At 63.1% G+C, this 24,792-nt stretch carries 26 protein-coding genes and 1 riboswitch; of the genes, 15 read left to right on the top strand and 11 right to left on the bottom strand.

Translation table 11 applies throughout. The features are described 5' to 3' along the window. Positions 1 to 29 precede the first annotated feature (29 nt). Positions 30 to 896 (bottom strand): DMT family transporter, encoded by an 867-nt coding sequence (locus tag I6L45_RS08950; protein WP_216983999.1) that lies wholly within the window; start codon positions 894 to 896, stop codon positions 30 to 32. 104 nt (positions 897 to 1,000) lie between these two features. On the opposite strand from I6L45_RS08950, the gene I6L45_RS08955 reads away from it, so the two are divergent. Next, complete coding sequence (locus tag I6L45_RS08955) at positions 1,001 to 1,459, top strand: Lrp/AsnC family transcriptional regulator (protein ID WP_134694798.1); 459 nt, start codon at positions 1,001 to 1,003, stop codon at positions 1,457 to 1,459. Positions 1,460 to 1,537: 78 nt separating this feature from the next. On the opposite strand, the gene I6L45_RS08960 is transcribed toward I6L45_RS08955, so the two are convergent. The 4 genes from I6L45_RS08960 to treR all read right to left on the bottom strand — a co-directional run bounded on the left by I6L45_RS08960 (position 1,538) and on the right by treR (position 6,466). Then, positions 1,538 to 2,149: a sugar O-acetyltransferase gene (locus tag I6L45_RS08960; RefSeq protein ID WP_216984000.1), complete on the bottom strand. Its 612-nt coding sequence runs from the start codon at positions 2,147 to 2,149 to the stop codon at positions 1,538 to 1,540. Then, entirely contained in the window at positions 2,149 to 3,813 is a 1,665-nt protein-coding gene (gene treC, locus I6L45_RS08965; RefSeq protein WP_216984001.1) for an alpha,alpha-phosphotrehalase, read from the bottom strand. Before treC ends, I6L45_RS08960 begins: the two co-directional genes overlap by 1 nt. A gap of 88 nt (positions 3,814 to 3,901) precedes the next feature. Beyond that, positions 3,902 to 5,332, bottom strand: a complete 1,431-nt coding sequence (gene treB / locus I6L45_RS08970) for a PTS trehalose transporter subunit IIBC (RefSeq protein WP_043762897.1) — start codon at positions 5,330 to 5,332, stop codon at positions 3,902 to 3,904. Between the two features lie 186 nt (positions 5,333 to 5,518). Further along, positions 5,519 to 6,466, bottom strand: a complete 948-nt coding sequence (gene treR, locus I6L45_RS08975) for a trehalose operon repressor TreR (protein WP_216984002.1) — start codon at positions 6,464 to 6,466, stop codon at positions 5,519 to 5,521. 139 nt (positions 6,467 to 6,605) lie between these two features. Between treR and I6L45_RS08980 the strand changes: the two genes are divergently transcribed. From I6L45_RS08980 to ansB, 3 genes are all read left to right on the top strand, one after another. Then, positions 6,606 to 7,556 carry an AEC family transporter gene (locus tag I6L45_RS08980; protein WP_043762901.1) on the top strand — a complete coding sequence of 317 codons (951 nt, stop codon included), beginning with the start codon at positions 6,606 to 6,608 and terminating at the stop codon, positions 7,554 to 7,556. Positions 7,557 to 7,672: 116 nt separating this feature from the next. After that, positions 7,673 to 7,867, top strand: coding sequence for a heavy-metal-associated domain-containing protein (locus tag I6L45_RS08985; protein ID WP_043762903.1), 195 nt, complete (start codon positions 7,673 to 7,675; stop codon positions 7,865 to 7,867). A gap of 129 nt (positions 7,868 to 7,996) precedes the next feature. Then, positions 7,997 to 9,055 (top strand): L-asparaginase 2, encoded by a 1,059-nt coding sequence (gene ansB, locus I6L45_RS08990; protein WP_216984003.1) that lies wholly within the window; start codon positions 7,997 to 7,999, stop codon positions 9,053 to 9,055. Positions 9,056 to 9,135: 80 nt separating this feature from the next. Here the strand turns inward: ansB and I6L45_RS08995 are convergent, their stop codons facing one another. Continuing rightward, positions 9,136 to 10,122, bottom strand: coding sequence for a sodium:calcium antiporter (locus I6L45_RS08995; protein WP_254204383.1), 987 nt, complete (start codon positions 10,120 to 10,122; stop codon positions 9,136 to 9,138). A gap of 88 nt (positions 10,123 to 10,210) precedes the next feature. After that, positions 10,211 to 10,317: riboswitch (yybP-ykoY riboswitch) on the bottom strand. A 180-nt stretch (positions 10,318 to 10,497) separates the two neighbouring features. Here I6L45_RS08995 and I6L45_RS09000 point away from each other — a divergent pair. Next, entirely contained in the window at positions 10,498 to 11,085 is a 588-nt protein-coding gene (locus I6L45_RS09000) for a superinfection exclusion B family protein (protein ID WP_043762908.1), read from the top strand. Between the two features lie 67 nt (positions 11,086 to 11,152). On the opposite strand, the gene I6L45_RS09005 is transcribed toward I6L45_RS09000, so the two are convergent. The 3 genes from I6L45_RS09005 to I6L45_RS09015 all read right to left on the bottom strand — a co-directional run bounded on the left by I6L45_RS09005 (position 11,153) and on the right by I6L45_RS09015 (position 12,704). Then, positions 11,153 to 11,611: a methylglyoxal synthase gene (locus tag I6L45_RS09005; protein ID WP_041211864.1), complete on the bottom strand. Its 459-nt coding sequence runs from the start codon at positions 11,609 to 11,611 to the stop codon at positions 11,153 to 11,155. Between the two features lie 265 nt (positions 11,612 to 11,876). Next, positions 11,877 to 12,356 (bottom strand): bacterioferritin, encoded by a 480-nt coding sequence (bfr, locus tag I6L45_RS09010; RefSeq protein ID WP_134694807.1) that lies wholly within the window; start codon positions 12,354 to 12,356, stop codon positions 11,877 to 11,879. 141 nt (positions 12,357 to 12,497) lie between these two features. Beyond that, a complete protein-coding gene (locus I6L45_RS09015; protein ID WP_043762913.1) occupies positions 12,498 to 12,704 on the bottom strand; it encodes a bacterioferritin-associated ferredoxin in 207 nt (68 codons plus the stop codon). A 137-nt stretch (positions 12,705 to 12,841) separates the two neighbouring features. Here I6L45_RS09015 and I6L45_RS09020 point away from each other — a divergent pair, with 137 nt between their 5' ends. From I6L45_RS09020 to I6L45_RS09045, 6 genes are all read left to right on the top strand, one after another. Next, on the top strand, positions 12,842 to 13,156 hold the full coding sequence (locus tag I6L45_RS09020; protein ID WP_216984005.1) for an HlyU family transcriptional regulator: 315 nt from the start codon (positions 12,842 to 12,844) through the stop codon (positions 13,154 to 13,156). Next, the gene (locus I6L45_RS09025) at positions 13,153 to 15,225 is read left to right on the top strand and encodes a tRNA(Met) cytidine acetyltransferase TmcA (protein WP_216984006.1); all 2,073 of its coding nucleotides are present in this window, start codon (positions 13,153 to 13,155) and stop codon (positions 15,223 to 15,225) included. Before I6L45_RS09020 ends, I6L45_RS09025 begins: the two co-directional genes overlap by 4 nt. 380 nt (positions 15,226 to 15,605) lie before the next feature. Further along, positions 15,606 to 16,733, top strand: coding sequence for a cytochrome c oxidase subunit II (coxB, locus tag I6L45_RS09030; RefSeq protein WP_216984007.1), 1,128 nt, complete (start codon positions 15,606 to 15,608; stop codon positions 16,731 to 16,733). Between the two features lie 9 nt (positions 16,734 to 16,742). Next, a complete protein-coding gene (ctaD, locus tag I6L45_RS09035) occupies positions 16,743 to 18,341 on the top strand; it encodes a cytochrome c oxidase subunit I (protein ID WP_216984008.1) in 1,599 nt (532 codons plus the stop codon). Between the two features lie 9 nt (positions 18,342 to 18,350). Beyond that, the gene (locus I6L45_RS09040) at positions 18,351 to 18,905 is read left to right on the top strand and encodes a cytochrome c oxidase assembly protein (RefSeq protein ID WP_216984009.1); all 555 of its coding nucleotides are present in this window, start codon (positions 18,351 to 18,353) and stop codon (positions 18,903 to 18,905) included. A 2-nt stretch (positions 18,906 to 18,907) separates the two neighbouring features. Further along, positions 18,908 to 19,789, top strand: a complete 882-nt coding sequence (locus I6L45_RS09045) for a cytochrome c oxidase subunit 3 (RefSeq protein WP_216984010.1) — start codon at positions 18,908 to 18,910, stop codon at positions 19,787 to 19,789. Between the two features lie 8 nt (positions 19,790 to 19,797). Here I6L45_RS09045 and I6L45_RS09050 read toward each other — a convergent pair whose 3' ends face one another. Beyond that, positions 19,798 to 20,004, bottom strand: a complete 207-nt coding sequence (locus I6L45_RS09050; RefSeq protein ID WP_216984011.1) for a DUF2909 family protein — start codon at positions 20,002 to 20,004, stop codon at positions 19,798 to 19,800. A gap of 81 nt (positions 20,005 to 20,085) precedes the next feature. Here I6L45_RS09050 and I6L45_RS09055 point away from each other — a divergent pair, with 81 nt between their 5' ends. The 4 genes from I6L45_RS09055 to cyoE all read left to right on the top strand — a co-directional run bounded on the left by I6L45_RS09055 (position 20,086) and on the right by cyoE (position 23,225). Continuing rightward, a complete protein-coding gene (locus tag I6L45_RS09055; protein ID WP_216984012.1) occupies positions 20,086 to 20,748 on the top strand; it encodes an SURF1 family protein in 663 nt (220 codons plus the stop codon). Beyond that, a complete protein-coding gene (locus I6L45_RS09060; RefSeq protein WP_216984013.1) occupies positions 20,745 to 21,227 on the top strand; it encodes a hypothetical protein in 483 nt (160 codons plus the stop codon). The genes I6L45_RS09055 and I6L45_RS09060 overlap by 4 nt, the downstream gene beginning before the upstream one ends. Positions 21,228 to 21,321: 94 nt before the next feature. Then, positions 21,322 to 22,323, top strand: coding sequence for a heme A synthase (locus I6L45_RS09065; protein WP_254204384.1), 1,002 nt, complete (start codon positions 21,322 to 21,324; stop codon positions 22,321 to 22,323). Next, positions 22,320 to 23,225, top strand: coding sequence for a heme o synthase (cyoE, locus tag I6L45_RS09070; RefSeq protein WP_216984015.1), 906 nt, complete (start codon positions 22,320 to 22,322; stop codon positions 23,223 to 23,225). Before I6L45_RS09065 ends, cyoE begins: the two co-directional genes overlap by 4 nt. 112 nt (positions 23,226 to 23,337) lie before the next feature. Here the strand turns inward: cyoE and I6L45_RS09075 are convergent, their stop codons facing one another. Beyond that, positions 23,338 to 24,768, bottom strand: coding sequence for a gamma-aminobutyraldehyde dehydrogenase (locus I6L45_RS09075; RefSeq protein WP_005305495.1), 1,431 nt, complete (start codon positions 24,766 to 24,768; stop codon positions 23,338 to 23,340). Positions 24,769 to 24,792 lie beyond the last annotated feature (24 nt).

Here is a 24,792-nt window from a genome sequence, read left to right on the forward strand (position 1 = left end):
CCGGCCCCATTTTTTTGGATCAGGCCAGGTCAGGCTGGGTCGGGCCGTCTTCGTCCCGCATGCCAGGTGGTGCCCATGGAGGCGGCGATGATGGCGGCGATCCCGAGCCACTGGGCGGGGGGCAGCCGCTCTCCCAGCAGCATCAATCCCATCAGGGCCCCCATGGCGGGTTCGCCGCTGGTGAGAATGCCGTAGCTCTTGAGCGGCAACCGGCGCAGGGCAAACATCTCCAGCGAATAGGGAAGGGCGCTCGAGAGCAACCCCACCCCCGCGATGGCCAGGATCACGGGCAGGGTGAAGGAGGCCTCGCTCGCCCCGGCGAGGCCGAAGGGGAGCACCAGCAGGGTGCCGACCCACATGCCAAGGGCCGGCGCCTGTGCCCCCAGCAGGGCCCCGGCCCGCTTGCCGGTCAGCATGTAGAGCCCCCAGAACACGCCGGCGCCCAGGGCCAGTGCGGCCCCCAGCGGATCGATGGCCTGCTCGGCGGCCTGCAGGGGCAAGAGCAGTAGCAAGCCGACGATGGCCAGCCCGAGCCAGAGGAAGTCTTCCCGGTGGCGGGAGGAGAGCAGCGCCACCGTCAGCGGGCCGGTGAACTCGATGGCCAGTGCCACGCCGAGGGGGATGCGCTCGATGGCCAGATAGAAGAGCAGGTTCATGGCTCCCAGCGAGAGGCCGTAGGGGAGGGCGCCAAGCAGGGTGCGCCGGTCGAGGGGGGCGCGCCAGATGCGAAACACCATCGACAGGAGAAGGGCGGCACACCCCAGCCGGAACAGGGTGGTACCTGCGGCCCCGAGCAGGGGAAACAGCGTCTTGGCCAGGGAGGCGCCGAGGGTGATCGACAGCATGGCGAGCAGCACAGCCAGCAGAGAGGAGAGGGCGGGGGGATTCGGCGACATGGGTACAAACCTGGGTAAGGGGGAGGTAAGAAAATATATCTGGAGCTCGCCGTAATTTCGGTCTAATACTGCCCCTACGCGATAATCTTTATCTCCTGAGCCCCATGACCGACAAGTTCGACCTGCTCATCCTCGCCGAGTTGCAGCAGGATGCCCGTCTGCCCATTCCCGAGCTGGCCCACAGGGTCGGCCTCTCCGCACCGGCCTGCTACCGCCGCCTTCGCACCCTGCGCGAGGCGGGGCTGATCGAGCGGGAGGTGGCACTGGTGGCGCCGGCGACCATGGGCTGGCCCATCACCATGCTGGTGCTGGTGACTCTGGAGCGGGATCACGGCCGGATCGTCGACGAGATGATCGCCTGCCTGAAAGGGGAGCCCGAGGTGATGGACCTCTGGTATGTCACGGGCGAGCAGGACTTCGTACTGCAGGTGGCCGCCCGGGACATGCAGAGTTACGAGCAGTTCACCCGGCGCGTGCTGCACGCCAGGGAGCAGGTGCGCAGCTTCAAGACCCTGGTGGTCATGGGGCAGCACAAACGCTGTGGTGCCCTGTTGCCGGTGTGAGAAAGAACAGCCGCAGCCAGGTGTAGTCCGGGGGCATGGTACCTGAAAAGAGGGCAGGCGTGATGCCTGCCCTGAGAGTCAGCCTGTCGCCAGCTCCTCCGCCGTCATGGGGCGCAAGACGCGGCAGGGATTGCCGACGGCGACCACCCCGGGCGGAATATCCCGGGTGACCACGGATCCCGCCCCGATCACGCTGTTGTCCCCTATGGTGACGCCGGGGCAGATGACGACGCTGCCGCCGATCCAGACGTTGTTGCCGATGCGCACCGGCGCCCCGAACTCCACCCCCCTGATGCGTGGCGCTACCGCCACCGGGTGGGCGGCGGTGTAGATCTGCACTCCCGGCGCCAGCAGCACGTTGTCACCGATGTGTACCTCGCACACGTCGAGGATGGTGCAGCCCACGTTGGCGTAGAAATTCTCCCCCACGAAGATGTTGGCGCCATAGTCGCAATAGAATGGCGGGTTGATGGCGCACTGGGCGCCGCGCCCGCCGAGCAGCTCATGGAGCAGGGCATCCTGCGCCGGCTTCTCCTGCCACTGGGTGTTGAAACTGTGGTAGAGGTGGCGGCAGCGCTCCCGCGCCGCCTTCAGCTCGGCGTCCCCCGCATCATAGGGCTCCCCCGCCACCATCTTCTGCCACTCGGGGCCGCGCACGGCTGGCCGTGTCGCTGTCGTTGCGTCAGTCATCATTGCTCCATCAGCCAGATCAGGGATTCATAAGGGCGCAGTGTGCAGGATCCCGGCTGTGCCAGACCGTCAGGGTAGTTACCAAGCAGCAGGCGGCCCTCGCCATTGGCCAGCTCGGCGGGCAGGGCGAAGTTCACCGGCTCACCGTAGAAGTTGCTCACTACCACCAGAGTCTGGCCGTCGGCGCGTCGGGCATAGGCCCAGATGCGGTCGTGTCCGGCCAGCAGCTCCTGATAATCCCCCTGGGTGAAGATGGGATGGGCCTTGCGCAGCCGGATCAGATCCCGGTAGTGCCAGAATACCGAGTTCTGGTCGGCCAGGGCCGCCTCGGCGTTGATCGCCGGGTAGTTGGCGGCGGGCTTGAGCCAGGGGGTGCCGGCGGTGAAGCCCGCATTGGGGACCGCACTCCACTGCATCGGGGTGCGCGAGTTGTCCCGGGACTTGGCGCCGAGAATGGCGAGGATCTCGACCTCGCTCATCCCTTCGGCCTGCTTGATGGCGAAGATGTTGCGGCTCTCCACATCCTGATAGTCGTCGATGTGCTGATAGCCGGGGTTGGTCATGCCGATCTCCTCCCCCTGATAGATGTAGGGGGTGCCCTGCAACCCGTGCAGGGTGCTGGCCAGCATCTTGGCGGCCACGACCCTGTGCTCGCCCTCGTCGCCGAAGCGGGAGACGATGCGCGGCTGATCGTGGTTGCACCAGAACAGCGCCGACCACCCCTTGCCGTGCATGCCGCTCTGCCAGTGGTTGAAGATGCGCTTGAGCTCGAGGAAATCGAACGGCGCCTTGGTCCACTTGTCGCCATTGGGGTAATCCACCTTGAGGTGGTGGAAGTTGAACACCATGGAGAGCTCGGAGCCATCCAGCGCGCCATAGCGCTGGCAGTGCTCCAGGCTGGTGGAGGACATCTCCCCCACCGTCATGGCGCCCACCGGGGCGAACACGTCGCGACTCACGTCCTGCAAAAATTCGTGGATGCGCGGCCCGTCGGTGTAGAAGCGGCGGCCATCGCCACTGTCATCGTTCGGGAAGCGCTGATCCTTGGAGATGAGGTTGATGACATCGAGGCGGAAACCGTCCACCCCCTTCTTCGCCCAGAAGTGGATGATGTTTTTCACCTCGGCACGCACCGCCGGGTTCTCCCAGTTGAGATCCGCCTGCTCGCGGGCGAAGAGGTGCAGGTAGTACTGGCCGGTAGCGCTATCCAGCTCCCAGGCGCTGCCGCCAAACTTGGATTGCCAGTTGTTGGGCACGCCCCCCTCCACCGGATCCTTCCAGATGTAGTAGTCGCGGTAGGGGCTGTTCTTGTCCCCCTGCGCCGACTTGAACCAGGCGTGCTCGGTGGAGGTGTGGTTCACGACGATGTCCATCACGATGCGGATGTCGCGTGCATGGGCGGCGGCCAAGAGCGCCTCGAAGTCGGCCATGGTGCCGTAGGCGGGATCAATATTCAGGTAGTCGGCGATGTCGTAGCCGTTGTCCACCTGAGGGGAGACGTAGACCGGGGTCAGCCAGAGGGCGTCGACGCCGAGGGTCTTGAGGTAGTCGAGGCGGGCCATGATCCCCTTGAGATCACCGGTGCCGCGAGCACCGCTGTCCTGAAAGCTCTTGGGGTAGATCTGGTAAATCACGGCGCTTTGCCACCAGGGTGTCTGTTTCATGGTTGGGTCGCTCATAGGTTGAAACGGGGTTGGTCTGAACAGGCCAAATGAAAAGGGCGGAGCCAGGGCTCCGCCGATGTTGTGTGGATCAGGCCGTGGCCAGATCCAGCTTGCCGGCTGCCTGTTGGCGCTTGTAGACAAGCAGGGTCAGCAGGACTGGCACCACGATGGCCACCAGCATGGCGATGGCGTAGATGCCCCAGTACTGCGGCTGGATGGAGAGGATGCCGGGCAGGCCGCCCACCCCGATGCCGTTGGCCATTACACCTGCAAACCCGCAGATGAGGGCCGCCAGGCTCGAGCCCACCATGGCACACAGCATGGGGAACTTGTACTTGAGGTTGATGCCGTACATGGCCGGCTCGGTTACCCCGAGGTAGGCGGAGATGGCGGCGGGCACCGAGATCTCCCGCTCGTTTTCCTTGCGGCTGATGAGGATGATCCCCACGACCGCAGACGCCTGGGCGATGTTGGAGAGGGCGATCAGCGGCCAGATGGGGGTGCCGCCCATGCTCTGCATCAGCTGCAGGTCCACCGCATTGGTGGTGTGGTGGATGCCGGTGATGACCAGCGGTGCGTAGAGGAAGCCGAACAGGGCCGCACCGATGGGGGCGAAGGAGCCTGTCATGGCGGCCTTGGCGGCGAAGCCGACGCCGTCACCGATCCAGCGGCCGAACGGGCCGATGAAGGCGTGCGCCACGATCACCGCCAGCAGCAGGGAGACGAAGGGCACGATCACCAGGTAGAGATAGGCCGGGATGATGCGTTTGAGGTTGGTTTCCACCCAGGCGAGGAAGACACCCGCCAGCAGGGCCGGAATGACCTGGGCCTGATAACCCACCTTCTGGATGACGAAGAGGCCGAAGTCCCACACCTCGGGAGTCTGCTGGCCGATGCCGTAGGCGTTCATCAGCTGGGGCGAAACCAGGGTGATGCCCAGCACTATGCCGAGGATCTCGGATCCGCCCATCTTTCTCACCGCAGACCAGCAGACGCCCACCGGCAGGAAGTGGAAGATGGCTTCCCCCAGCAGCCAGAGGAAGGCGTGGACCTGGGCCCAGAACTGGCTGATCTCCACCAGAGTGTGGGTCCCGTCGTCGAACATCTTGATGTCGCCGATGACGTTGCGAAAGCCCAGGATCAGACCGCCGGTGATGATGGCGGGCAGCAGGGGCACGAAGATCTCCGCCAAGTGGGAGATGCCGCGCTCCAGCGGATTCATGTTCTGGCGGGCCGCCTGTTTGGCGGCATCCTTGCTGGCGCCGCTGACCCCGATCTCCTGGGTCAGTGCCTTGTACCACTGATCCACCTCGTTGCCGATGACCACCTGGAACTGGCCACCCTGGGTGAAGCTGCCCTTCACCGACGGTATGGTCTCGATGGCCTTGGGGTCGGCCTTGGCCGGATCGGCCAGTACGAACCTGAGCCGGGTCAGGCAGTGGCTGACGGTGGTGATGTTCTCCTTGCCGCCGATCCGCTCGATCAACTGCGCCAGATGTTGTGTGTTGACTTTTGACATGAGCCTTCCCTCTGTGACTCCATGAATAATGGTCGTTTCTTTGCCGGCTGGCCAATGACCGCCCGCTTATTGGTATCGTTCCCAATCAGCATGAGGCCAGTGGCTCGCCGCGACAATGGGAACGTTCCCAATTCGTGGCGCTGGTCACAAAAAGCGCAAAATGCCGGGAATGGAGGAAAAGATAGACTACAGGGGCTGGCAGGGGGCGATGGTGGCTCTGGGGGGCTGCCCCTCTTCAATCTGATCGAGCAGCTGTCTGGCTGCCAGGATACCGGCGTCCTTGTAGCCGAAATCCAGGCTGAGGGTGTTGGCGAATAGGAAGGGGAGCATGGGGTTACTGCCGAGGCCACTGACCAGGATGTCGGTACGCCCCTGCTCTTGCAGGTACTTGGCGGCGCCGATGGCCAGGGTATCGCTGGCGCAGACCATGGCCTGGGTGGTGGGGGTGAGCAGCTCGGCCGCCAGCCGGTAGCCGCTCTGCAGGCCGAGATCCCCGAGGGCGCTGCGGGGCGTGCGACCCTGCTCATGGCAGTAGTCGAGGTAGGCCTGGTGACGGCGCAACCCTGTGGTGAGGTCGCTGCGCTCGACCCCGAGGTAGGCGACGTCCACGAGGCCGCGGCGCCCGAGGTGCTCGAGCACGGCCCGCACCGCCCCGTCATCGTCGAAGCAGACCGACGAGAAGCCGGGCCGCTCGCGTGCCATCAGCACCAGCTTCTCCTTGAGCGGCGCCATGGCGGCATAGTCCAGATCGTTGAAGGCGAACAGGATGATGCCGTCCACCCCGCGCCGCTCCAGCACGGCCAGGTGCTCGCTCACCTTGGCAGGGGAAAATTTGCTCTCCATCAGCACTGCGTCGTAGCCACGCTGGTAGAGGGTTTCCAGCATGCCTCGCACCGCCTGGTTCTCGGAGCTGGAGTCCAGACGCGACACGACGATGCCGACCACCTGCTGGCTCTGGCTGCGCATGGCCCTGGCCGATTTGCTTGGCACGAAGCCGTGCTCGGCGATCACCGCCTCGACCCTGGCCCTCGTCTGGGCATTGACCTTGGGATCCTGATTGAGCACCCGGGAGACGGTCGACTTGCCGACCCCGCTGAGGCGAGCGATATCGAGGATGGTCAGTTTCTTTTCCATGAGGGATCCGTGACAGGGGGAGGGTGACAACCGGGATGCCGACATTGTTGTTATTAAGTCCTGTGAATACAAGCCCATGGCGTTAGAATGCCCTTTTCCCTGGCGACTTTCTTCGTCGTCGTTGCACAGGACGCGCATCATGGATCTGTTGGCAAGTCTGCACTTCTCCCTCTCCATCACGGGCCCCATCTGTCTGGTGCTGCTGCTCGGCATCTGGCTCAAGCGGCTGGGGCTGCTGCCTGACAGCTTCGTGGAGTCCGCTTCCCGCCTGGTGTTCCAGGTTACCCTGCCAGCCCTGCTGTTCCTCAGCATGGTGCGCACCGACTTCTCCACCATGCCGAGCCCCTGGCTCATCGTTTACGGCCTGCTCGGCACCCTGGCCGGTTTTCTGGTGCTGGAGATACTGGCAGCCCGCTTCATCCGTGAGCAGAAACTGCGGGGCATCTTCGTGCAGGGCAGCTTTCGCGGCAACATGGGGATCATGGGGCTGGCCTATGTGCAGAACGCCTACGGCCCCGAGGGGATCGGGGCCGCCGCCCTGCTGGTGGGCTCGGTCACCGTGCTCTACAACATCCTCGCGGTGATCACCCTGACCCGTAGCCTGGGGGGCGGAAAGGGGCTCAAACCCATACTCAAGGGGATCGTCAAAAACCCCCTCATCATTGCCATCCTGGCGGCGCTGCCCTTCGGTCTGCTCGGTATCGAGCTGCCCCAGCTGGTGATCACCACGGGCAACTACTTCGCCAACATGACCCTGCCGCTGGCCCTGCTGTGCACCGGCGCCAGCCTCAACCTCAAGGCCCTGCGCGGCGGCGCCATGCTGACCGGCTGGGCCACGGTCAACCGGCTGTGCTGCATCCCCGTGTTGCTGGTACTGGGCGCCTGGGCACTCGGGTTCAGCCCGCAGGCCCTCGGCATCCTGTTCCTCATCAGCTCCACCCCCACCGCCGCCGCCAGCTATGTGATGACCCGCGCCATGGGCGGTGACAGTGCCCTCGCGGCCAACATCATCGCCACCACCACCCTGGGCTCGCTCGTCACCACCAGCCTGGGGGCTGCCCTGATGAACTATCTGGGGCTGATGGGGTGAGGTGATGGACGTCAGCATCATCATGACCATGCCGGGATCTTTGCCCAGCAAAGGGGCTTGACCTTGCCGCGGGCGGCAGCTTTAGGCTGATTGCACATCAACAGAGGAGGTATCCCATGACCATTCAACTGACCGTTTCCGGCATGTCCTGTGGTGGCTGCGCCGCCAGCCTGCAAAAAGCGTTGCTGGCCCAGCCAGCCGTCAGCGAAGCCAGCGTCGACTTCGCCAGCAGCAAGGCCGTCATCGAGAGCGAGCTGAGCAAGGAAGAGCTGATCGCCCTGATCGAAGCCAGGGGGTTCACCGCGGAGTGAGTTATCACCTAAGTGGTAAAAAACAGACCAATATTCTGTTTGCTTCTTTTTATTGGTGAGAATGATCAATTAAATTCCGTTTAAAAAGAATAAAAATGCTGCAATCAAACCCATAAGAAGGATTGCAGCATGACCCTCCCTCTCCGCAAGACCCTGCTTGCCGCCGTACTCGGACTGACACTCTCCCCCATGGCCATGGCGCTGCCGAGCGTGCACATACTGGCCACCGGCGGCACCATCGCCGGCGCCGGGCAGTCCGCTACCCAGTCCAACTACGAGGCCGGCAAGGTGGCCATCGAGACGTTGATCGCGGCCGTCCCCGAGATGAAGAACGTGGCCGAGGTGCAGGGGGAACAGGTGGTCAAGATCGGCTCCCAGGACATGAACGACGAGGTGTGGCTCAAGCTCGCCAAGCGGGTCAACGAGCTGCTGGCCAAGGATGACGTGGACGGCATCGTCATCACCCACGGCACCGACACCATGGAAGAGACCGCCTACTTCCTGAACCTTACCGTGAAGAGCGACAAGCCGGTGGTGCTGGTCGGCGCCATGCGCCCCTCCACCGCCATGAGCGCCGATGGCCCCATGAACCTCTACAACGCCGTGGTCACCGCCTCCGATCCCGCCTCCAAGGGGCGTGGCGTCATGGTGGCGATGAACGATACCGTGCTGGATGCCCGCGACGTCACCAAGACCAACACCACCGGCGTGCAGACCTTCGCCGCTCCCAACTTCGGCCCGCTCGGCTATATCCACAATGGCAAGATCGACTATCAGCGCAGCCCGGCCCGGCTGCACACCAGCCAGACGCCGTTTGACGTGAGCAAGCTCGACAAGCTGCCCCGGGTCGGCATCGTCTACAGCTACGCCAACGCCTCGGATCTGCCGGCCAAGGCCCTGGTGGATGCCAAGTTTGACGGCATCGTCAGCGCCGGGGTGGGTAACGGCAACCTCTACCACACCCTGTTCGACACCCTGGCCCAGGCGAGCAAGGATGGCATTCGCGTGGTGCGCTCCGCCCGCGTGCCGACCGGCGCCACCACCCTGGATGCGGAGATCGACGACGCCAAGTACGGCTTCGTGGCGGCCGAGACCCTGAACCCGCAGAAGGCGCGCATCCTGCTGATGCTCGCCCTGACTCAGAGCAAGGGTCCGGCCCAGATCCAGCGCTGGTTCCAGCAGTTCTAAGCAGCCCGTCCCGCGTTGGCTGACGCGGGGTGCCGGCCATGAAGGGGGCGGGAGATACCCGCCCTTGTTCATGGCGCTCGTCAGCTTGCGATCAGCCAGCCGCAGAAGCCCAGATAGAAGAGTCCCGCCAGGGCGAGCCTGCCCGCCGTCATCCATTCCCGCCGAAAGCCCCACCACAGGATCACCACCGCCAGCAGCGTCACCAGGGACGAGGCCATCATGACGTCGTCCAGCAACCAGGGGGTGAACAGCAGGCAGAATGCCTTGGGGATGGTGCCCTGGATCATCATGGCACCGGAGACATTGGCCAGCGCCAGCCGGTACTTGCCCTGTCGTACCCAGAGCAACACGTTCATCAGCTCCGGCATCTCGGTGGCCACCGGGCTCAGCAGCAGGGCCGCCAGCACGGGGGAGAGGCCGGCCAGCTCCCCCAGGCTCGCCAGCTGATGGACGAACAGCTGGGCCGCCAGCGCCATCGCCATCAAGGCCGTCAGGGTCTGCAGCTGTACCTTGCCGAGCGTCGGGATCCCGGCGTGCGGATCCAGCCTGAGCGGTTCGGGCAGCGGGGCCTCGTGGCGGTCGGTCTGCCTCAGCTCGCGCCTCACGTAGGCGAGGTACACCAGGACGAACAGAGAGGCCAGCCAGGCTTTGCCGGTGAAGGTCAGGGTGCCGAGCAGCACCGCCAGCAGGAAGATGCCGATAAACCAGGCCTGGTCCCGGGCGGTGTCGCGCAGCACCTCCCTGTCCATGATCCTGTGGGCCGGGCTCATGCACAGCAGCAGGAGCAGGCCGACGGTGCCATAGCCCAGGGTGGCCAGCACCAGGGGGCCGCCGAGAGCCGCCCCTATCCCGATCTGCTGCTGGGCGGGGGCCTGCCCCATCAGCAAGGCGGTCAGGGTGACGATGCATTCCGGCAGGGCCGTGCCGAGGGCCGCCAGCAGGGAGCCGATGGCGCTCTGGGAGAGCCGGAAGTGATGGCCAACCCATTCGATGCCGTTGACGAAGTATTCGCAGGCCCGGTAGATGGTGATGGCAGAGAGCAGAAATAACAGCAGGGTGATCAGCATATGAGTAGCCGCCAGGCGAGCAGGATAACCGATGGACCCGACATGGCTCGCCTGGCTGGCGTACATGTCGAGGCCAAAGGTCTTGCAGAGCGATGGATGCCATCGCCGCCCATGCCATGGACCTGTGGATCCAAGCGTGTTGACATGAGCCCTGCCCGGATCGCGGGCGGGTTGCTACTCCCCTATGACAGTGGGGGCGTTGTACCAAGCCGGCGGCTGCCCCACAAGGCAAAACCGGGATATCGCGGGGACCAAGTTGTAAGGGGATGTAACGCCGGCCTACCTGGATCCTGATCTTTCCCCCGGGGTCTGCGCTCTGGCACAGGGATTGCTATGAGTTGGCTACTGTCCACATTGACTTGGGAAGGGTGAACGATGAAACGGTGGATCCAACATTTTTATCAGCTGAACCGCCTCAACTGGCTGATGGTCTGGCTGCTGCTCTGCTGCAGCATCATTCTGCTGTTCCCGGCCGGCCTGATGAAGGGGGCCGTGAGCCAGTGGGCCACGGCCCACGCCGCCTGGCTCGGGGTCGGCATGCTGATCGCCATCTCCTACTTCTGCAGCCAGGGCTTCCTGATCGCCTGGGAGTGGGCCTGTGACGAGTGGCAGTCCCGCCGCCAGAAGGACCAGCTGGCCCAGATGATCGGCTTCCTCGATTTCAACGAAAAGGCGGTGCTGCGCGAGTTCGTGCTGCAGCGTAAAAGCGTCATAAACCTGCCGATCACCGAACCTGCCGTCAAAAACCTGATGGATGCCGGCGTGCTGACCTATGCCTATGGCAAGCCGGTGCGGGAAAAAGAGGACGAGAACCAGATCCGCGCCCTGATGATCGCCCTGCCGGCCCGCCCCCTGCTCACCTACAAGGTGCTGGGGTTGTCGCGCGGCAAGATGAGCGACGAGCAGGTGGAGCAGATCATGAACGCCAGACCCAAGTTCGCGCAGAAGAGCCTTCAGCGCTGACCTTTCCCCATCCCCATAACTGAAAAGAGCCGGACACTTGTTCCGGCTCTTTGCTGTCTGGCGTGGGTTACTCGGTTCTGGCCTTGAGATAGCCGGCGTAGTCGGGCACCTGCACGCTGAAGGCCTGCTGCATGTGCGGGCTGTCCATGATGAAATCCGCCGTCGCCTCGTTGGTGGCGACCGGGATGTTCCAGACTGCGGCGAGGCGCAGCAGCGCCTTGACGTCAGGATCGTGAGCGGCGGGATTGAGGGGATCCCAGAAGAAGATCATCACGTCTATCTTCCCTTCGGCGATGAGGGCGCCGAGCTGCTGATCCCCCCCCATGGGGCCGGAGAAGAGACAGGTGATGGGCAGCTGCGCCTTCTTGCCGAGCAGGGTGCCCGTGGTGCCGGTCGCATAGAGATGGTGGAGCTTGAGCTCCTCCTTGCGGCGCAGCACCCAGTTCAACAGCGGGGCCTTCATGTTGTCGTGAGCCACCAGGGCGACCCGCTTGTGGGGCGCCATCTCGCGTGCAATCAGTTCCATGGAGTTCATCCGTAGCAAAGTGATGGGATTGGGGCGGTATCCTAATCGAAAGCGACCCGCGTCGCTGCGCCATGCATCGTAACTGTGATCGCGGTGACGGTTCAATGTGGCGCAAGGTGCGTCTCGGCAGAGGGAAGGAGGCGGGTCACGGGATACGGGAATATGGTCTCGATCTGCGAGGGCTCACGACAAGGGCTATGTGCGGTGTGCATGAGGTGCGGTGCAGAAAAAAACCCGCCTGGGCGGGTCGTTTCTCGTCGGGGAGTCAGGATGATTCCGAGTGGAGCTGGGATTGCTGGTAATTTTCCAGACCGATGCGCTCAATAAGGTCGAGCTGGGTTTCCAGCCAGTCCACGTGTTCTTCTTCATCCTCCAGGATATCCTGGAACAGGTCGCGGCTGACGTAGTCCTGCACCGACTCTGCGTAGGTGATGGCTACCTTCAGGTCAGGGATGGCGTCCATCTCCAGTGACAGGTCACAGCGCAGCATCTCCTCCACCGTCTCACCGATGCGCAGCTTGCCCAGATCCTGCAAGTTGGGCAGTCCTTCCAGAAACAGCACCCGCTTGACCAGCTCGTCGGCATGTTTCATCTCATCGATAGACTCATGATACTCCTTGTGCCCGAGCCCCTTGAGGCCCCAGTCATCGTAGATGCGGGCATGCAGGAAGTATTGGTTGATGGCTACCAGTTCATTGGCCAGCACCTTGTTGAGGTGGGCAATGATTTTGGGATCTCCTTTCATCGACATTACTCCTCGTGTTCGAGCCTAGGGCAAGGATCACTAGAGCTTAGTCCAGAAAGATGACAATCAGGGGATGGCGAATCGGCACTCCTGACACGAGGAGCATTCGCTTGGGGTGACGAGGGGTCTACAGGCGAGGTATCAGGCCACTTCGTAGTAGAGTGGCGCCTGCTCCGACTCCATCTTGTCCAGCTCTGCGGCGATGATCTCCATCGTCATGCGTACGCACTTGCCACATTGGGCCCCGACTTCCAGCGATTGCTTCAGTTGCCGGAACTCGGTCTTGCCTGCCTGTACCGCCTTGCGGATCTGGTTATCTGTGATGCCGCGGCACAAACACACGTACATAATATGGACCTCATGCTGGAATGAGAGAAATCTAAATGAGAATGGTTCGTAATGCAAAGAACGAATCGTAATAAGATCCCGTGCTTGCTACCTATTCTCCCCTTGGGGAGAATGCCACCATCAGAGAGGAGGCGAACATGCTCAAGAAACTACTCAATGCCTTGTTCAAGGGACAACCTGCCCAGCACGCCGAGGTCACGCCGACCGAATATGCCGGTTATCTCATCTATCCCGAGCCCATGGCAGAGGGGGGGCAGTTCCGGCTGGCGGGTCGCATCACCAGAGAGGTGGACGGGGTCGTGCAGACCCATCGCTTCATTCGCTCCGATCTCTTCGTGAACCCCGCCGATGCCGAGCGCTTCATGGTGCAGAAGGCCCACACCTTCATCGATCAGATGGGGGATCGCATGTTTGAACCCAGGATCAAACCGGAACACAACTCGGCACCATGAGTCCTGTCGCGCTGGCCACCTTGCGCCAATCCCTTGCTCGCGCCGGTGAACGGCGACTGGTCTGGCTGGAAGGAGAGGAGGCGGACTGCATCGCCCGTGCCGAACTCCTGTTGGGAGAGGCGGTGTTCTGGTTGGGCAATGGGCCAGAACGTCACGGGCCCTTGCCCGCCGCCAAGGCACTGCAGCGGCTCGGCCAGGAGTGCGACACCCTGATCTTCAACGCTTTCAGCGGCTTTCACCCCGATGCATTCGGTGCCTTGTCGGGCACGCTGCGGGCGGGGGGGCTGTTGCTGCTGCTGACGCCGCCCAGAGAGGCGTGGCCGGCGTATCCGGATCCGGACAGGTTGAGGCTGGTTGCCCAGCCCGAGGACGCCGCTCGGGCAGGGCACGGGTTCATCGCCCGCCTGGTGCGGCTGCTGGCGGGGGATCCTGCACTTACCTTGGATCCCCTATACAAGGGCGAGCCCTGGCATCCCCTGGATGTGAGCCGGCCATTGAGCGCGGATCAGGCCCTCGGGTTGCCCGCTATCCACAAGGTGCTTTACGGCCATCGCCGGCGCCCCCTGGTGTTGAGTGCCGATCGCGGACGCGGCAAGAGCGCCTTGCTGGGGCTGGCCAGCGCCGAGCTGCTGAGCCGGGATCCCGCCTTGAGGATAGCGGTGACGGCCCCCTCGCAGGCGACCGTCGCCACCCTCTTCGCCCATGCCGAAGCGGCGCTGGGCAACATGCCAGAGAGGCTGGCGGGGTTGAGCTATGTCTCGCCGGACCGGGTGGCCAGGGGAGAGGTGCAGGCGGATCTGCTGCTGGTGGACGAGGCGGCCGCCATACCGACACCGCTTCTGGAGGCCATGCTGGCCCGCCACAGCCGCATCGTCTTCGCCACCACGGAACACGGTTATGAGGGAACGGGGCGTGGCTTTCACCTGCGCTTCAAGCAGGTGCTGGATCGGGAAACCCCGGACTGGCAGGAGCTGCACCTGGCGGAGCCCATTCGCTGGAGCCGGCACGATCCGCTGGAGCCCCTGACCTTCCGGCTGCTCGGCCTCCACGCCGACACAGTGGCACCGCAACCACCGACGACCGCCAGCTGGCGACGGCTGGAGCAGGCTGTGCTGGCTGGCGACGAGGCCTTGCTCAACCGGGTATTCGGCCTGCTCGTGCTGGCCCACTACCAGACCAGCCCCAGCGATCTCAGGTACTTGCTGGAGGGGCCGGATCTCGACATCCACCTGCTGGAGCAGGGTGACGCGCTGATCGGTGTGGCGCTGGTGGCGCGAGAGGGCAATATATCCCCTGCATTGGCCCAGGACATCTGGGCAGGACGGCGGCGTCCTCGCGGCCATCTGCTGCCCCAGTCGCTGCTGGCCCACGCCGGGTTCATCACGGCAGGGGAGCGCACCTATGCCAGGGTGATGCGCATCGCCATTCACCCCGGTCTGCATCGCCTGGGGCTGGGTTCCTTGCTGCTGGACAGGCTGGAGACGCACTATCGCACATTGGGGGTCGACTATCTGGGATCCGCCTTCTCCGCCAGCCCCGATCTGCTGCCATTCTGGCTCAAGGGGGGGCTGAGGGTGCTGCGCATCGGTCTGCAGCGGGACGCAGCGAGCGGCAGTCATGCGGCCTTGCTGTTGAAGCCGCTGCAAGCTGAACGCCATGCGGAGCTGGCGCAATGGCGCCAGCGCTTCGTGAGCCAGCTGCCGACCCTGCTCGCGGGAGAGCTCAGGCAGCTAGATGCCGAGCTGGTCTGGCTGTGCCTGAGAGGGGAGCAGGTTGTCGGGGCGCCCGAGCTGGATGCCTTCGAGCATCAGGAGCTCGACTGCTTCGCCCATCACCACAAACCGTTCGAGCTGTGCCAGGCCACGCTGCAACGCTGGCTGGGCAGCAAGATGGCGTTGCTGGATGACCTGAGCCCCGACGAGCGCCGGCTGTTGATCGCCACCATCTGGCAATATGCGCCCTGGGCCGAACTCGCGGCAGCACAGGGCGTGGCTGGCAAGCCTGCCCTGATCAAGGCCCTGCGCGCCCTGCTAGCCAGGTTGCTGACACCGAGGGTACCCGGGGGCTGACAGCCTTGGCGGTACAGGACATGGCGCATCGCCGAGACATGAACGAGGGGCCTGATGGCCCCTTGTTCATATCGGGTCTCTCGCCTGGCTACCTGTCTTGGGGGTGAGAGCTGTGCCGGACTGATGTGAATGCAAAGGATGGCTCAGCCGGCAGGCCATCTCGTTCGGACTGCCTGTCCATACTGCTCGGATGAGTACTGCCTCGCGTGCCGGCATTTTGGTTTTTTCCGAATATGGACTAATACTTGAATGTAAATGGCAGTTTAATAAATTTATTTATTTCAAATGGTTAGCCTTATTGGTAGTTAATGCCGTCCATCTTTTCTAACGTGCACAGGGAGTGCAATGTGGGAAAAAATGCAGTTAACCATGGCGCCTGGATGATGTGGTTTGTCAGCAGCAGCGCCTTCGCCAACGACATCACCTTCAACATGACGCGCGGGGTGACCGCCATCAGCAAACAGGTCTATGACCTGCACATGACGATCTTCTACATCTGTTGCGCCATCGGCCTGCTCGTTTTTGGCATCATGCTCTGGTCCATCGTGTGTCATCGAAAGTCTCGCGGTGCCAAAGCCGCTCAATTCCACGAGAGTACCCGCGTCGAGCTGCTCTGGACGGCGATCCCCGTGCTGATCCTGATCGCGATGGCGGCCCCGGCGACCTCCACCTTGCTGAAGATGGAAGACACCTCCAAGGCCGACCTGACCGTGCTCGTCACGGGATCGCAATGGAAGTGGCATTACAAATATCTTGAGCATCCGGTGGAGTTCTACTCCCTGCTGGCGACCAGCAAGAAACAGATCTCGGGCGGCGAGTCCAAAAGTGACAACTATTTGCTAGAGGTAGATCAGCCTCTGGTATTGCCAGTAGGCAAGAAGATCAGGTTCCTGATGACCTCGGACGACGTCATCCACTCCTGGTGGGTGCCTGCCTTCGCCGTGAAGAAAGACGCCAACCCCGGATTCATCAATGAAGCCTGGACCCGGATCGACAAGGCCGGCACCTATAGAGGTCAGTGCGCCGAGCTGTGCGGCAAGGATCACGGCTTCATGCCCATCGTGGTGGTGGCCAAGCCTGCCGGGGAGTTCGATGACTGGATTGCGAAGGTGGCGGCAGATCAGGCGGCAGCCAAGGAACAGCAACAGGCACAGGTCGCTGAGAGCATGACGCTGCCACAGGCCATGGAGCTGGGAGAGAAGATCTATCTGGGTCATTGTGCGGCCTGCCACCAACCCGCCGGAACCGGACTGCCCGGCATCTTCCCGGCGCTCAAGGGCAGCAAGGTGACCACGCTGGCGGAGAATCGGGCCCAGCATCTGGACATCGTCCTCCACGGCAAGAGCGGCACGGCGATGCAACCCTTCGGCAAGCAATTGACGGCGCAGGAGCTCGCCGCCGTCATCACCTATGAGCGCAATGCCTGGGACAACAAGACCGGCGATCTCATTCAGGCTGCCGAGGTGCAGTCCCTTCTGAACCCAGTCGAACCCATCAAGGACAAGTGAGGCGTCGGCATGAGCGATGGAATCACGGATACCCTGCATAGCGAGCACGGCCACCAACCGGCATCGGGTCTGAAGCGCTGGCTGTACACGACCAACCATAAAGACATCGGTACTCTCTATCTGCTCTTCGCCCTGGCCATGTTCTTTACCGGCGGCGCCATGGCCATGGTCATTCGGGCCGAGCTGTTCCACCCGGGCTTGCAGCTGGTTGAGCCCCTCTTCTTCAACCAGATGACCACGGTGCACGGCCTCATCATGGTCTTTGGTGCCGTCATGCCCGCCTTCACCGGCCTGGCCAACTGGCTGATCCCCATGATGATCGGTGCCCCCGACATGGCATTGCCCCGGATGAACAACTGGAGTTTCTGGATACTGCCGTTTGCGTTTCTGATCCTGCTGTCGAGCCTGTTCATGGAGGGGGGGGGGCCCAGCTCGGGCTGGACCTTCTACGCGCCTCTTTCGACCAAGTACAGCGGCAACAGCACAGCGTTGTTTGTGTTTGCCATCCACATCATGGGGATTTCCTCCATCATGGGGGCCATCAACGTCATCGTCACCATCTTCAACTTGCGGGCCCCCGGCATGGGCTGGATGCAGATGCCGCTCTTTGTCTGGACCTGGCTCATCACGGCCTTCCTGCTCATCGCCGTCATGCCGGTGCTGGCGGCGGCGGTGACCATGGTGCTGACGGACAAATACTTTGGCACCAGCTTTTTCGATGCGGCTGGAGGCGGGGATCCCGTCATGTTCCAGCATATTTTCTGGTTCTTCGGGCACCCGGAAGTCTACATCATGATCTTGCCGGCCTTCGGTATCGTCTCCAGCATCATCCCGACCTTCTCCCGCAAGCAGCTGTTCGGTTATCGCTCCATGGTCTATGCCACCAGCAGCATCGCCTTGCTCTCCTTCATGGTCTGGGCACACCACATGTTCACAACAGGATTGCCTGTCGTGGCCGAGCTGTTTTTCATGTACACCACCATGCTGATCGCGGTGCCGACTGGTGTGAAGGTGTTTAACTGGGTTGCCACCATGTGGCGCGGTTCCCTGACGTTCGAGACCCCCATGCTGTTCGCCATCGCCTTCATCACCCTGTTCACCATAGGCGGCTTCTCGGGGCTGATGCTGGCCATGACGCCGGCGGACTTCCAGTATCACGACACCTACTTCGTGGTGGCCCATTTCCATTACGTGCTGGTCACAGGTGCTGTCTTCTCGATCCTGGCCGCCGCGTATTACTGGCTGCCAAAATGGACGGGGCACATGTATGACGAGCGGCTCGGCCAGTGGCACTTCTGGTGCTCGCTCGTCTCGGTCAATGTGCTGTTCTTCCCCATGCACTTCGTCGGCCTGGCGGGCATGCCTCGCCGTATTCCGGATTACGCCCTGCAATTTGCCGATTTCAACATGCTGATCAGTCTCGGCGGCTTTGCCTTCGGGTTGTCACAACTTCTGTTTGTCTGGGGAGTGATCAAGTGCATCCGGGGGGGCAGGCAGGTGAGTGATCAGGTATGGGAGGGGGCGCAGGGGCTGGAGTGGACGCTCTCCTCACCACCGCCTTACCACAGTTTCAAGACACCGCCCGACATCCGGCCGGAAGAGAAGTAAGGAGGCACCATGGCACAGGTTAATCACGGCCCTCTGCTCAGAAAGCTGGTCCTGGTCTTGCTTGCCATGTTTGGCTTTGCCTTTGCTCTGGTCCCACTCTATGACGTCTTCTGCCGGATGACGGGTCTCAATGGCAAGACCGACGCTCAGCCAGCCACGATGGAACGGGCGGTGCCCGACAGTACGCGGAGCATACAGGTCGAATTTCTTGCCCATGCGGATAGCCGGATGCCCTGGGAGTTCAGCGGCGAAACGGTGCGACTGTCGGTGCGACCGGGGGACGTGAAGCAGGTCAATTACCGGGTATTCAACCCCACCGAGCGCACTATGGTGGGCCAGGCGGTGCCGTCCGTCTCCCCCGGCCCCGCGGCAGCCTACCTGAAGAAGGTGGAGTGCTTCTGCTTCAACCGCCAGGAGTTGCAGGCAGGAGAGAGCAAGCTGATGCCGCTCAAGTTCTATATCGATCCGGCCCTGCCTGACGACATCAACACCATCACGCTCTCCTACTCGCTCTATGACATAACCCAGCCCAAGCCGACCCCGGCACTCGCCCAGAGGAAATAGCCATGGCCAAGGTGAACCAGAATTATTACGTACCTGAGCAGAGCCGTTGGCCCATCATAGGTGCCATCGCCCTGTTTCTCCTGGCTCTGGGGGCGGGACATCTGGTCAATGAGAGCGCGAGTGGCCAGGCCGGTATCGGTCGCTATCTGATGATGGCCGGGGTGGCCTTGCTGGCGTTCATGCTGTTCGGCTGGTTCCGCCATATCATCCACGAGTCCATGACCGGGCTCTACAGCGCCCAGATGGACAGATCCTTCAGGCAGGGCATGGTCTGGTTCATCTTCTCCGAGGTGATGTTCTTTCTGGCCTTCTTCGGCGTGCTGTTCTATGCCCGTCAGCTCGCCATGCCCTGGTTGGACGGAGCAGGTAGCAAGGTGATGACAGGCCAGTTGCTCTGGCCGGATTTCACTGCCCATTGGCCCCTGCTCAAGACCCCGGGAGGCACCACCACCCAGGCCATGCCCTGGCATGGCATCCCCCTTGTCAACACTGTGATCCTGCTCGGCTCCTCCATCACCCTGCTGTTTGCGCATACGGGGCTGGAAGCGGGGAGACGGACCCGTCTCAAGGGGATGCTGCTGATGACAGTGGTATTGGGGCTGACATTCCTGTGGTTGCAGGGCTATGAATACCTTCATGCGTACCGGGAGCTGGGACTGCGGCTCGATTCCGGCATCTATGGCAATACCTTCTTCATTCTGACCGGGTTCCACGGTCTGCACGTCATGCTGGGCACCCTGTTCCTGACCATCATCTGGCTGCGCATCATGCTGAGGGACCATTTCACTCCGCAGCGCCATTTCGCCTTCCAGGCCGCGGCCTGGTACTGGCACTTCGTCGACGTGGTCTGGCTCTGTCTGTTCGTCTTCGTCTATCTGCTCTGAGGTCGCCCTCAGTAGGGGCGCTGATTGGGCTCCAGCCAGCCCATCATGACGGCGAGCAGCAGAAGGACGATCACCAACAGAGAGAGGAAGACGCGGCGCCCCAGAGGGGCCGACATCTTTTGCGTGTGACCTGCGCTCATCATCAGCCAGAGGGCGTGAAACAGCTGTCCGATGATGAGCAGCAGCATGAGTACCAGCACCACCTTGATCAACATGTTGGGATCCTCCGTGATATGCGTGACTTGGCAACGTGGAACAAACAACGCCCCTGGCACCACAGACGCTGGCTCGTACTCTTGTTTACTCTGGTTGTGACCGCCGGTTTGTGCAAGCTGGCGCTCTGGCAGTGGCAGCGCGGGGTGGAGAAGGCGTCTTTGCTGGAGCGGATGGCGGTGGCACAACAGGCACCGCCACAAACGCTGGCCCAGCTCGACTGGAGCGACCCGGCGTCACTGGACGGTCTGGCATTGCAGGGTGAAGTCGAGTGGGTATCTCCCTATATCTGGTTGCTGGACAACCAGGCTGCCGGGGGGGGGATCGGCTATGACGTGCTCATTCCGGTGCGAGCCCCCAACGCCTCCATTTTATTGCTGGTGAACCTGGGCTGGGTGCCCGCCCCCGCGAGCCGTGCTCAGCTGCCAAGGCCCGTTATCCCGGCCACCCTGGCGCTCGATGGCGTGTTGCGTACAGCCCCCGGCGGCCTCCTGCTGGGACAGAATATCGAGTCCGGCCCCTATCCAAACCGGTTGCAGTCCATCAGGTCGGAGGCCCTGGGCGAGGTCATGGGAGCGCCTCTCGCAGACGCCGTGTTCTACCAGCAGCGGACTCCCTTCTTCTATCACTACCAGCCGAATGTCATGCCCCCAGAGAAGCACCGGGCTTATGCGGTGCAATGGCTCGGATTGGCGCTTGTGGTGCTGGTGGGCGGTCTGGTGCTGACGAGGAGGATGTCACCATGAATCCATGGCGTAGATGGCGCGTTCCCGTGCTCTTTAGTCTGGTGATCCTGCTGCCGGTGCTACTGGCGGCCCTGACCCTGAAGCAGGGCTGGTATGAAGCGGGCACCCGTAGCAAGGGGGTCTGGATGAATCAGGAGATCTATCTGCTGCCCCCCCTCCCGTCCCACCAGAGCAAATGGCGGCTGGTCTATCTGGCGGCCCGAGAGTGCGAGGGGCTGTGCCGCCAGGTGCCGGAGTTGATGGCGCGGATCCAGACCGCACTGGGTCGCAATCTGGACAAGCTGGAGCTGGTACAACTGCCCCCTCGAAGTGGTACGGATGGCGAGGTGAGGGTGGGCGACATGCTGCTGGTGGACTCGCAGGGGCTGGCCATACTGCGTTACGAGGTCCCTGCCAGCACGGCGCAATGGCCGCTGTTTGGCAAGTCTGTGCTGTCGGATCTGCAGCAGCTGCTCAAGTATCAGCGAGGTGTGCAATGAAGGCGGAGATCACGATGGGGGCGGGCGACATGGCCCTGTCCGTTGCACAACCCGGAACCTGGCGTCGGCGAGGTAGCCTATGAAGATCCAGAAGATGTTGGCATCGATGGCCATAGTGCTGGCGGTGCTGGTGATCATGCTCGGTGCCTACACCCGCTTGACGGATGCCGGGCTGGCCTGTCCAGACTGGCCAGGTTGTTACGGCTCCCTGGCCATCCCCCACGCCGATCACGTCGAGCAGGCGGCCCAGCGTTACCCTGACAGCCCGCTGGTGCCTCACAAGGCGCGCAGCGAGATGGTGCACCGCTACTTGGCCGGTGTGCTGGGGTGCCTGATTGCGGCCCTGTTCGCGCTGAGCTGGCGCGCAGGCGGTCGTCTGCGTCTGCTGTCGGGCACCTTGCTGGCGCTGGTGGTGGGGCAGGCGACGCTGGGCATGTGGACGGTGACCCTGGCACTGCATCCCCTGGTCGTCACCACCCATCTGCTGGGTGGGTTCACCATACTGACTCTGCTGTGGCTCTATCGCCTCGCACTGGCGCGCCCGTCGGCGCCCCCCCGCAGCCATCATGGCCAGGGATTGCCCTGGCTGGGGAGCGCCGCCTGTGGCGTGTTGTTGCTGCAGATTGCACTGGGAGGCTGGACGTCGGCGAACTACGCCGCCATGGCTTGCGTCGAGTTGCCATTCTGTCAGGGGGATTGGCAGGATCAGCTGCGTTGGGAAGAGGCTTTCCACCTGCCGCTGGGGCACACCAGCTATGAATTCGGAGTGTTGAGCAAGGAGGCGCGTCAGACCATTCACATCGCCCATCGTCTGGGCGCCCTGGCTACCGCCCTGCTGGTGGGTGGTTTTGCCCTCGCCCTGATCCGCCAGAGGGCTTCTCTGCAGTGGCTCGGCGGGCTCTTGCTGGTCCTGCTGCTAGTGCAGATTGCGTTGGGGCTGGCGAACGTTTATCTGGCCTTGCCGCTTGCCAATGCCCTCGCGCACAACCTAGTGGCGGCCCATCTGCTGGTGTGCTGTGTCCTGGCCCGTGGGCGCCTATCTCGCCCCCATGGTCCTCCCGTGCTGTCGCCCGTGGTGGCCAGGAGCCGGATATGAATGGCAAACCGCTGGCACAACGTGTCGCTCCCCGGCTGTGGCGGGACTATTACCAGTTGACCAAGCCCAAGGTGGTGGCGTTGCTGCTGCTGACGGCCTGGGTGGGCATGCTGCTGGCCGAGCCGACGCAGGCCTCTCTGGACGAGATGGTGCTGGGGTTGGGGGGGATAGGGCTGCTCGCCGCCGGGGCGGCGGCCATGAATCACTCCCTTGACCACGGCATCGATGCCCGGATGCGCAGGACGCGCTGGCGCCCGGTGGCCAGGGGGAGGATAGGGTCGGGACAGGCGATGACCTTCGCCGCCTCGCTGGCCCTGCTGGGGTTTGTGCTGCTCTATTGGGGGGTGAATCCTCTGACCGCCTGGCTGACCCTGGCCAGCCTCCTCGGTTATGCAGTCGTCTATACCCTGCTGCTGAAGCGGGCGACCCCGCAGAACATCGTCATCGGCGGGCTGGCGGGGGCCATGCCACCGCTGCTGGGCTGGACCAGCATCACTGGGCAGCTCTCGGCCGAGCCCTGGCTGCTGGTGATGATCATCTTTACCTGGACGCCTCCCCACTTCTGGTCCCTGGCCATCCACCGGCGTGATGACTATGCCGGCGCCGATATTCCCATGCTGCCGGTCACCCATGGCATCGGATTCACCAAGACGGCCATCCTGCTCTATCTGCTGATCCTGACCCTGGTCTGCCTGCTACCCTACCTGATTGGCATGTCGGGGCTCATCTACCTGGTCGGCAGCCTGGGGTTGAACCTGGGGTTCTGCTGGCATGGTTGGCTGTTGAAGTACAGGGATCGGCCCGGTCAGGCGATGCGCACCTTCCGCTTCTCCATCTATCACCTGATGTTGCTGTTTGGTCTGCTGATCCTGGATCACCACTGGCTGTGGCGATTGTCGTGACGCCGATGGGAGCCAGGACAAGGTGAATGGCGGCTCAGTATCTGCGTACTGCCTTGACGACATAAAACAAGATGGCCCCTCAGGGCCATCTTGTTTTCAGGGAGGCAGGAGCCTAGAGCTTGACCATGATGTGGCGCGGCACCGTGTAGTCCTCCAGCGCGTAGAGGGAGAGATCCTTGCCGTAGCCGGACATCTTCATGCCGCCGTGGGGCATCTCGGAGGTGAGCATGAAGTGGGTGTTGATCCAGGTGCAGCCGTACTGCAGGTGGCTGGCCACCTTGCTGGCAAGGCCCAGATCCCGGGTCCAGACCGAGCTGGCGAGGCCGTAGTCCGAGTCGTTGGCCCACTGCACCACCTGCTCGGCGTCGCTGAAGCGGGTCACCGACACCACGGGGCCGAACACCTCCCGGCGCACGATTTCATCCTCCTGACGGGCATGGGCGATCAGGGTCGGCTCGAAGAAGAAGCCGTTGCCGGGGCGGATCTTGCCCCCCGCCGTCACCTCCACGTGACCGCTGCTCTGGGCCCGCTCCACGAAGCTCGCCACCCGGTTGCGCTGCCGGTCCGAGATAAGCGGCCCCATCTCCACCCCCTCCTCGCGCGGACCACCGACCTTGATGGAGGCCACCGCATCCGTCATGGCGGCGACGAACTTGTCGTAGATCTTGCCCTGGGCATAGATGCGGCAGGCGGCGGTGCAGTCCTGGCCGGCGTTGTAGAAGCCGAAGGTGCGAATGCCAGCCACCACGGCTTCCAGATCCGCATCGTCGAAGATGATGACCGGCGCCTTGCCCCCCAGCTCAAGGTGGGTGCGCTTCATGGTGCGGGCGGCGCTCTGCAGGATCTTCTGGCCGGTGGCGATGTCACCGGTGAGCGACACCATACGCACCAGCGGGTGTTCCACCAGCGGCGCCCCGACGCTCTCGCCCCGGCCGCAGACGATGTTGATGACGCCACGCGGGAAGAGCTCGCTGGCGAGCTCCGCCAGGCGCAGGGCGGTGAGTGGGGTCTGCTCGGAGGGCTTGAGCACCACCGTATTGCCGGCGGCGAGCACCGGGGCCATCTTCCAGGCCGCCATCATCAACGGATAGTTCCAGGGGGCAATGCTGCCCACCACCCCGATGGGGTCGCGGCGGATCATGCTGGTGTGTCCCTCGATATACTCCCCGGCGAGCGGCCCCTGCAGGCAGCGGGCGGCCCCGGCGAAGAAGCGGAAGCAGTCCACCACCGCCGGCAGTTCGTCATTCAGCACCGCCAGATAGGGCTTGCCGCAGTTGAGGGATTCGAGGGCCGCAAACTCCTCGGCGTGGCGTTCGATGGCATCGGCCAGGCGCAGCAGCAGGGTACTGCGCTGGGCTGGAGTGGTGCGGCTCCACTGGGCGAAGGCGCGCTGGGCACCGTTCACCGCCCGGTTCACCTGCTCGAACGAGGCTTCGGGCACCGAGGCGAGCAGCTCGCCGGTGGCCGGGTTGAGGATGGGCTCGGCCTGGCCGTCACCGGTGACGAACTGACCGTCGATCAAGAGTTGGGTAGAGAGTTTCATGGTTGCATCCTTGCGCACGCGTTG

It is taken from the genome of Aeromonas sp. FDAARGOS 1415 (assembly GCF_019048365.1).
Lineage (GTDB): Bacteria > Pseudomonadota > Gammaproteobacteria > Enterobacterales > Aeromonadaceae > Aeromonas > Aeromonas taiwanensis.

Bases quoted from the DNA above. Each gene is read 5' to 3' on its own strand.
- I6L45_RS08950 (WP_216983999.1), bottom strand. From the start codon at position 896: ATGTCGCCGAATCCCCCCGCCCTCTCCTCTCTGCTGGCTGTGCTGCTC.
- I6L45_RS08955 (WP_134694798.1), top strand. From the start codon at position 1,001: ATGACCGACAAGTTCGACCTGCTCATCCTCGCCGAGTTGCAGCAGGAT.
- I6L45_RS08960 (WP_216984000.1), bottom strand. From the start codon at position 2,149: ATGACTGACGCAACGACAGCGACACGGCCAGCCGTGCGCGGCCCCGAG.
- treC (WP_216984001.1), bottom strand. From the start codon at position 3,813: ATGAAACAGACACCCTGGTGGCAAAGCGCCGTGATTTACCAGATCTAC.
- treB (WP_043762897.1), bottom strand. From the start codon at position 5,332: ATGTCAAAAGTCAACACACAACATCTGGCGCAGTTGATCGAGCGGATC.
- treR (WP_216984002.1), bottom strand. From the start codon at position 6,466: ATGGAAAAGAAACTGACCATCCTCGATATCGCTCGCCTCAGCGGGGTC.
- I6L45_RS08980 (WP_043762901.1), top strand. From the start codon at position 6,606: ATGGATCTGTTGGCAAGTCTGCACTTCTCCCTCTCCATCACGGGCCCC.
- I6L45_RS08985 (WP_043762903.1), top strand. From the start codon at position 7,673: ATGACCATTCAACTGACCGTTTCCGGCATGTCCTGTGGTGGCTGCGCC.
- ansB (WP_216984003.1), top strand. From the start codon at position 7,997: ATGACCCTCCCTCTCCGCAAGACCCTGCTTGCCGCCGTACTCGGACTG.
- I6L45_RS08995 (WP_254204383.1), bottom strand. From the start codon at position 10,122: ATGCTGATCACCCTGCTGTTATTTCTGCTCTCTGCCATCACCATCTAC.
- I6L45_RS09000 (WP_043762908.1), top strand. From the start codon at position 10,498: ATGAAACGGTGGATCCAACATTTTTATCAGCTGAACCGCCTCAACTGG.
- I6L45_RS09005 (WP_041211864.1), bottom strand. From the start codon at position 11,611: ATGGAACTGATTGCACGCGAGATGGCGCCCCACAAGCGGGTCGCCCTG.
- bfr (WP_134694807.1), bottom strand. From the start codon at position 12,356: ATGAAAGGAGATCCCAAAATCATTGCCCACCTCAACAAGGTGCTGGCC.
- I6L45_RS09015 (WP_043762913.1), bottom strand. From the start codon at position 12,704: ATGTACGTGTGTTTGTGCCGCGGCATCACAGATAACCAGATCCGCAAG.
- I6L45_RS09020 (WP_216984005.1), top strand. From the start codon at position 12,842: ATGCTCAAGAAACTACTCAATGCCTTGTTCAAGGGACAACCTGCCCAG.
- I6L45_RS09025 (WP_216984006.1), top strand. From the start codon at position 13,153: ATGAGTCCTGTCGCGCTGGCCACCTTGCGCCAATCCCTTGCTCGCGCC.
- coxB (WP_216984007.1), top strand. From the start codon at position 15,606: ATGATGTGGTTTGTCAGCAGCAGCGCCTTCGCCAACGACATCACCTTC.
- ctaD (WP_216984008.1), top strand. From the start codon at position 16,743: ATGAGCGATGGAATCACGGATACCCTGCATAGCGAGCACGGCCACCAA.
- I6L45_RS09040 (WP_216984009.1), top strand. From the start codon at position 18,351: ATGGCACAGGTTAATCACGGCCCTCTGCTCAGAAAGCTGGTCCTGGTC.
- I6L45_RS09045 (WP_216984010.1), top strand. From the start codon at position 18,908: ATGGCCAAGGTGAACCAGAATTATTACGTACCTGAGCAGAGCCGTTGG.
- I6L45_RS09050 (WP_216984011.1), bottom strand. From the start codon at position 20,004: ATGTTGATCAAGGTGGTGCTGGTACTCATGCTGCTGCTCATCATCGGA.
- I6L45_RS09060 (WP_216984013.1), top strand. From the start codon at position 20,745: ATGAATCCATGGCGTAGATGGCGCGTTCCCGTGCTCTTTAGTCTGGTG.
- I6L45_RS09065 (WP_254204384.1), top strand. From the start codon at position 21,322: ATGTTGGCATCGATGGCCATAGTGCTGGCGGTGCTGGTGATCATGCTC.
- cyoE (WP_216984015.1), top strand. From the start codon at position 22,320: ATGAATGGCAAACCGCTGGCACAACGTGTCGCTCCCCGGCTGTGGCGG.
- I6L45_RS09075 (WP_005305495.1), bottom strand. From the start codon at position 24,768: ATGAAACTCTCTACCCAACTCTTGATCGACGGTCAGTTCGTCACCGGT.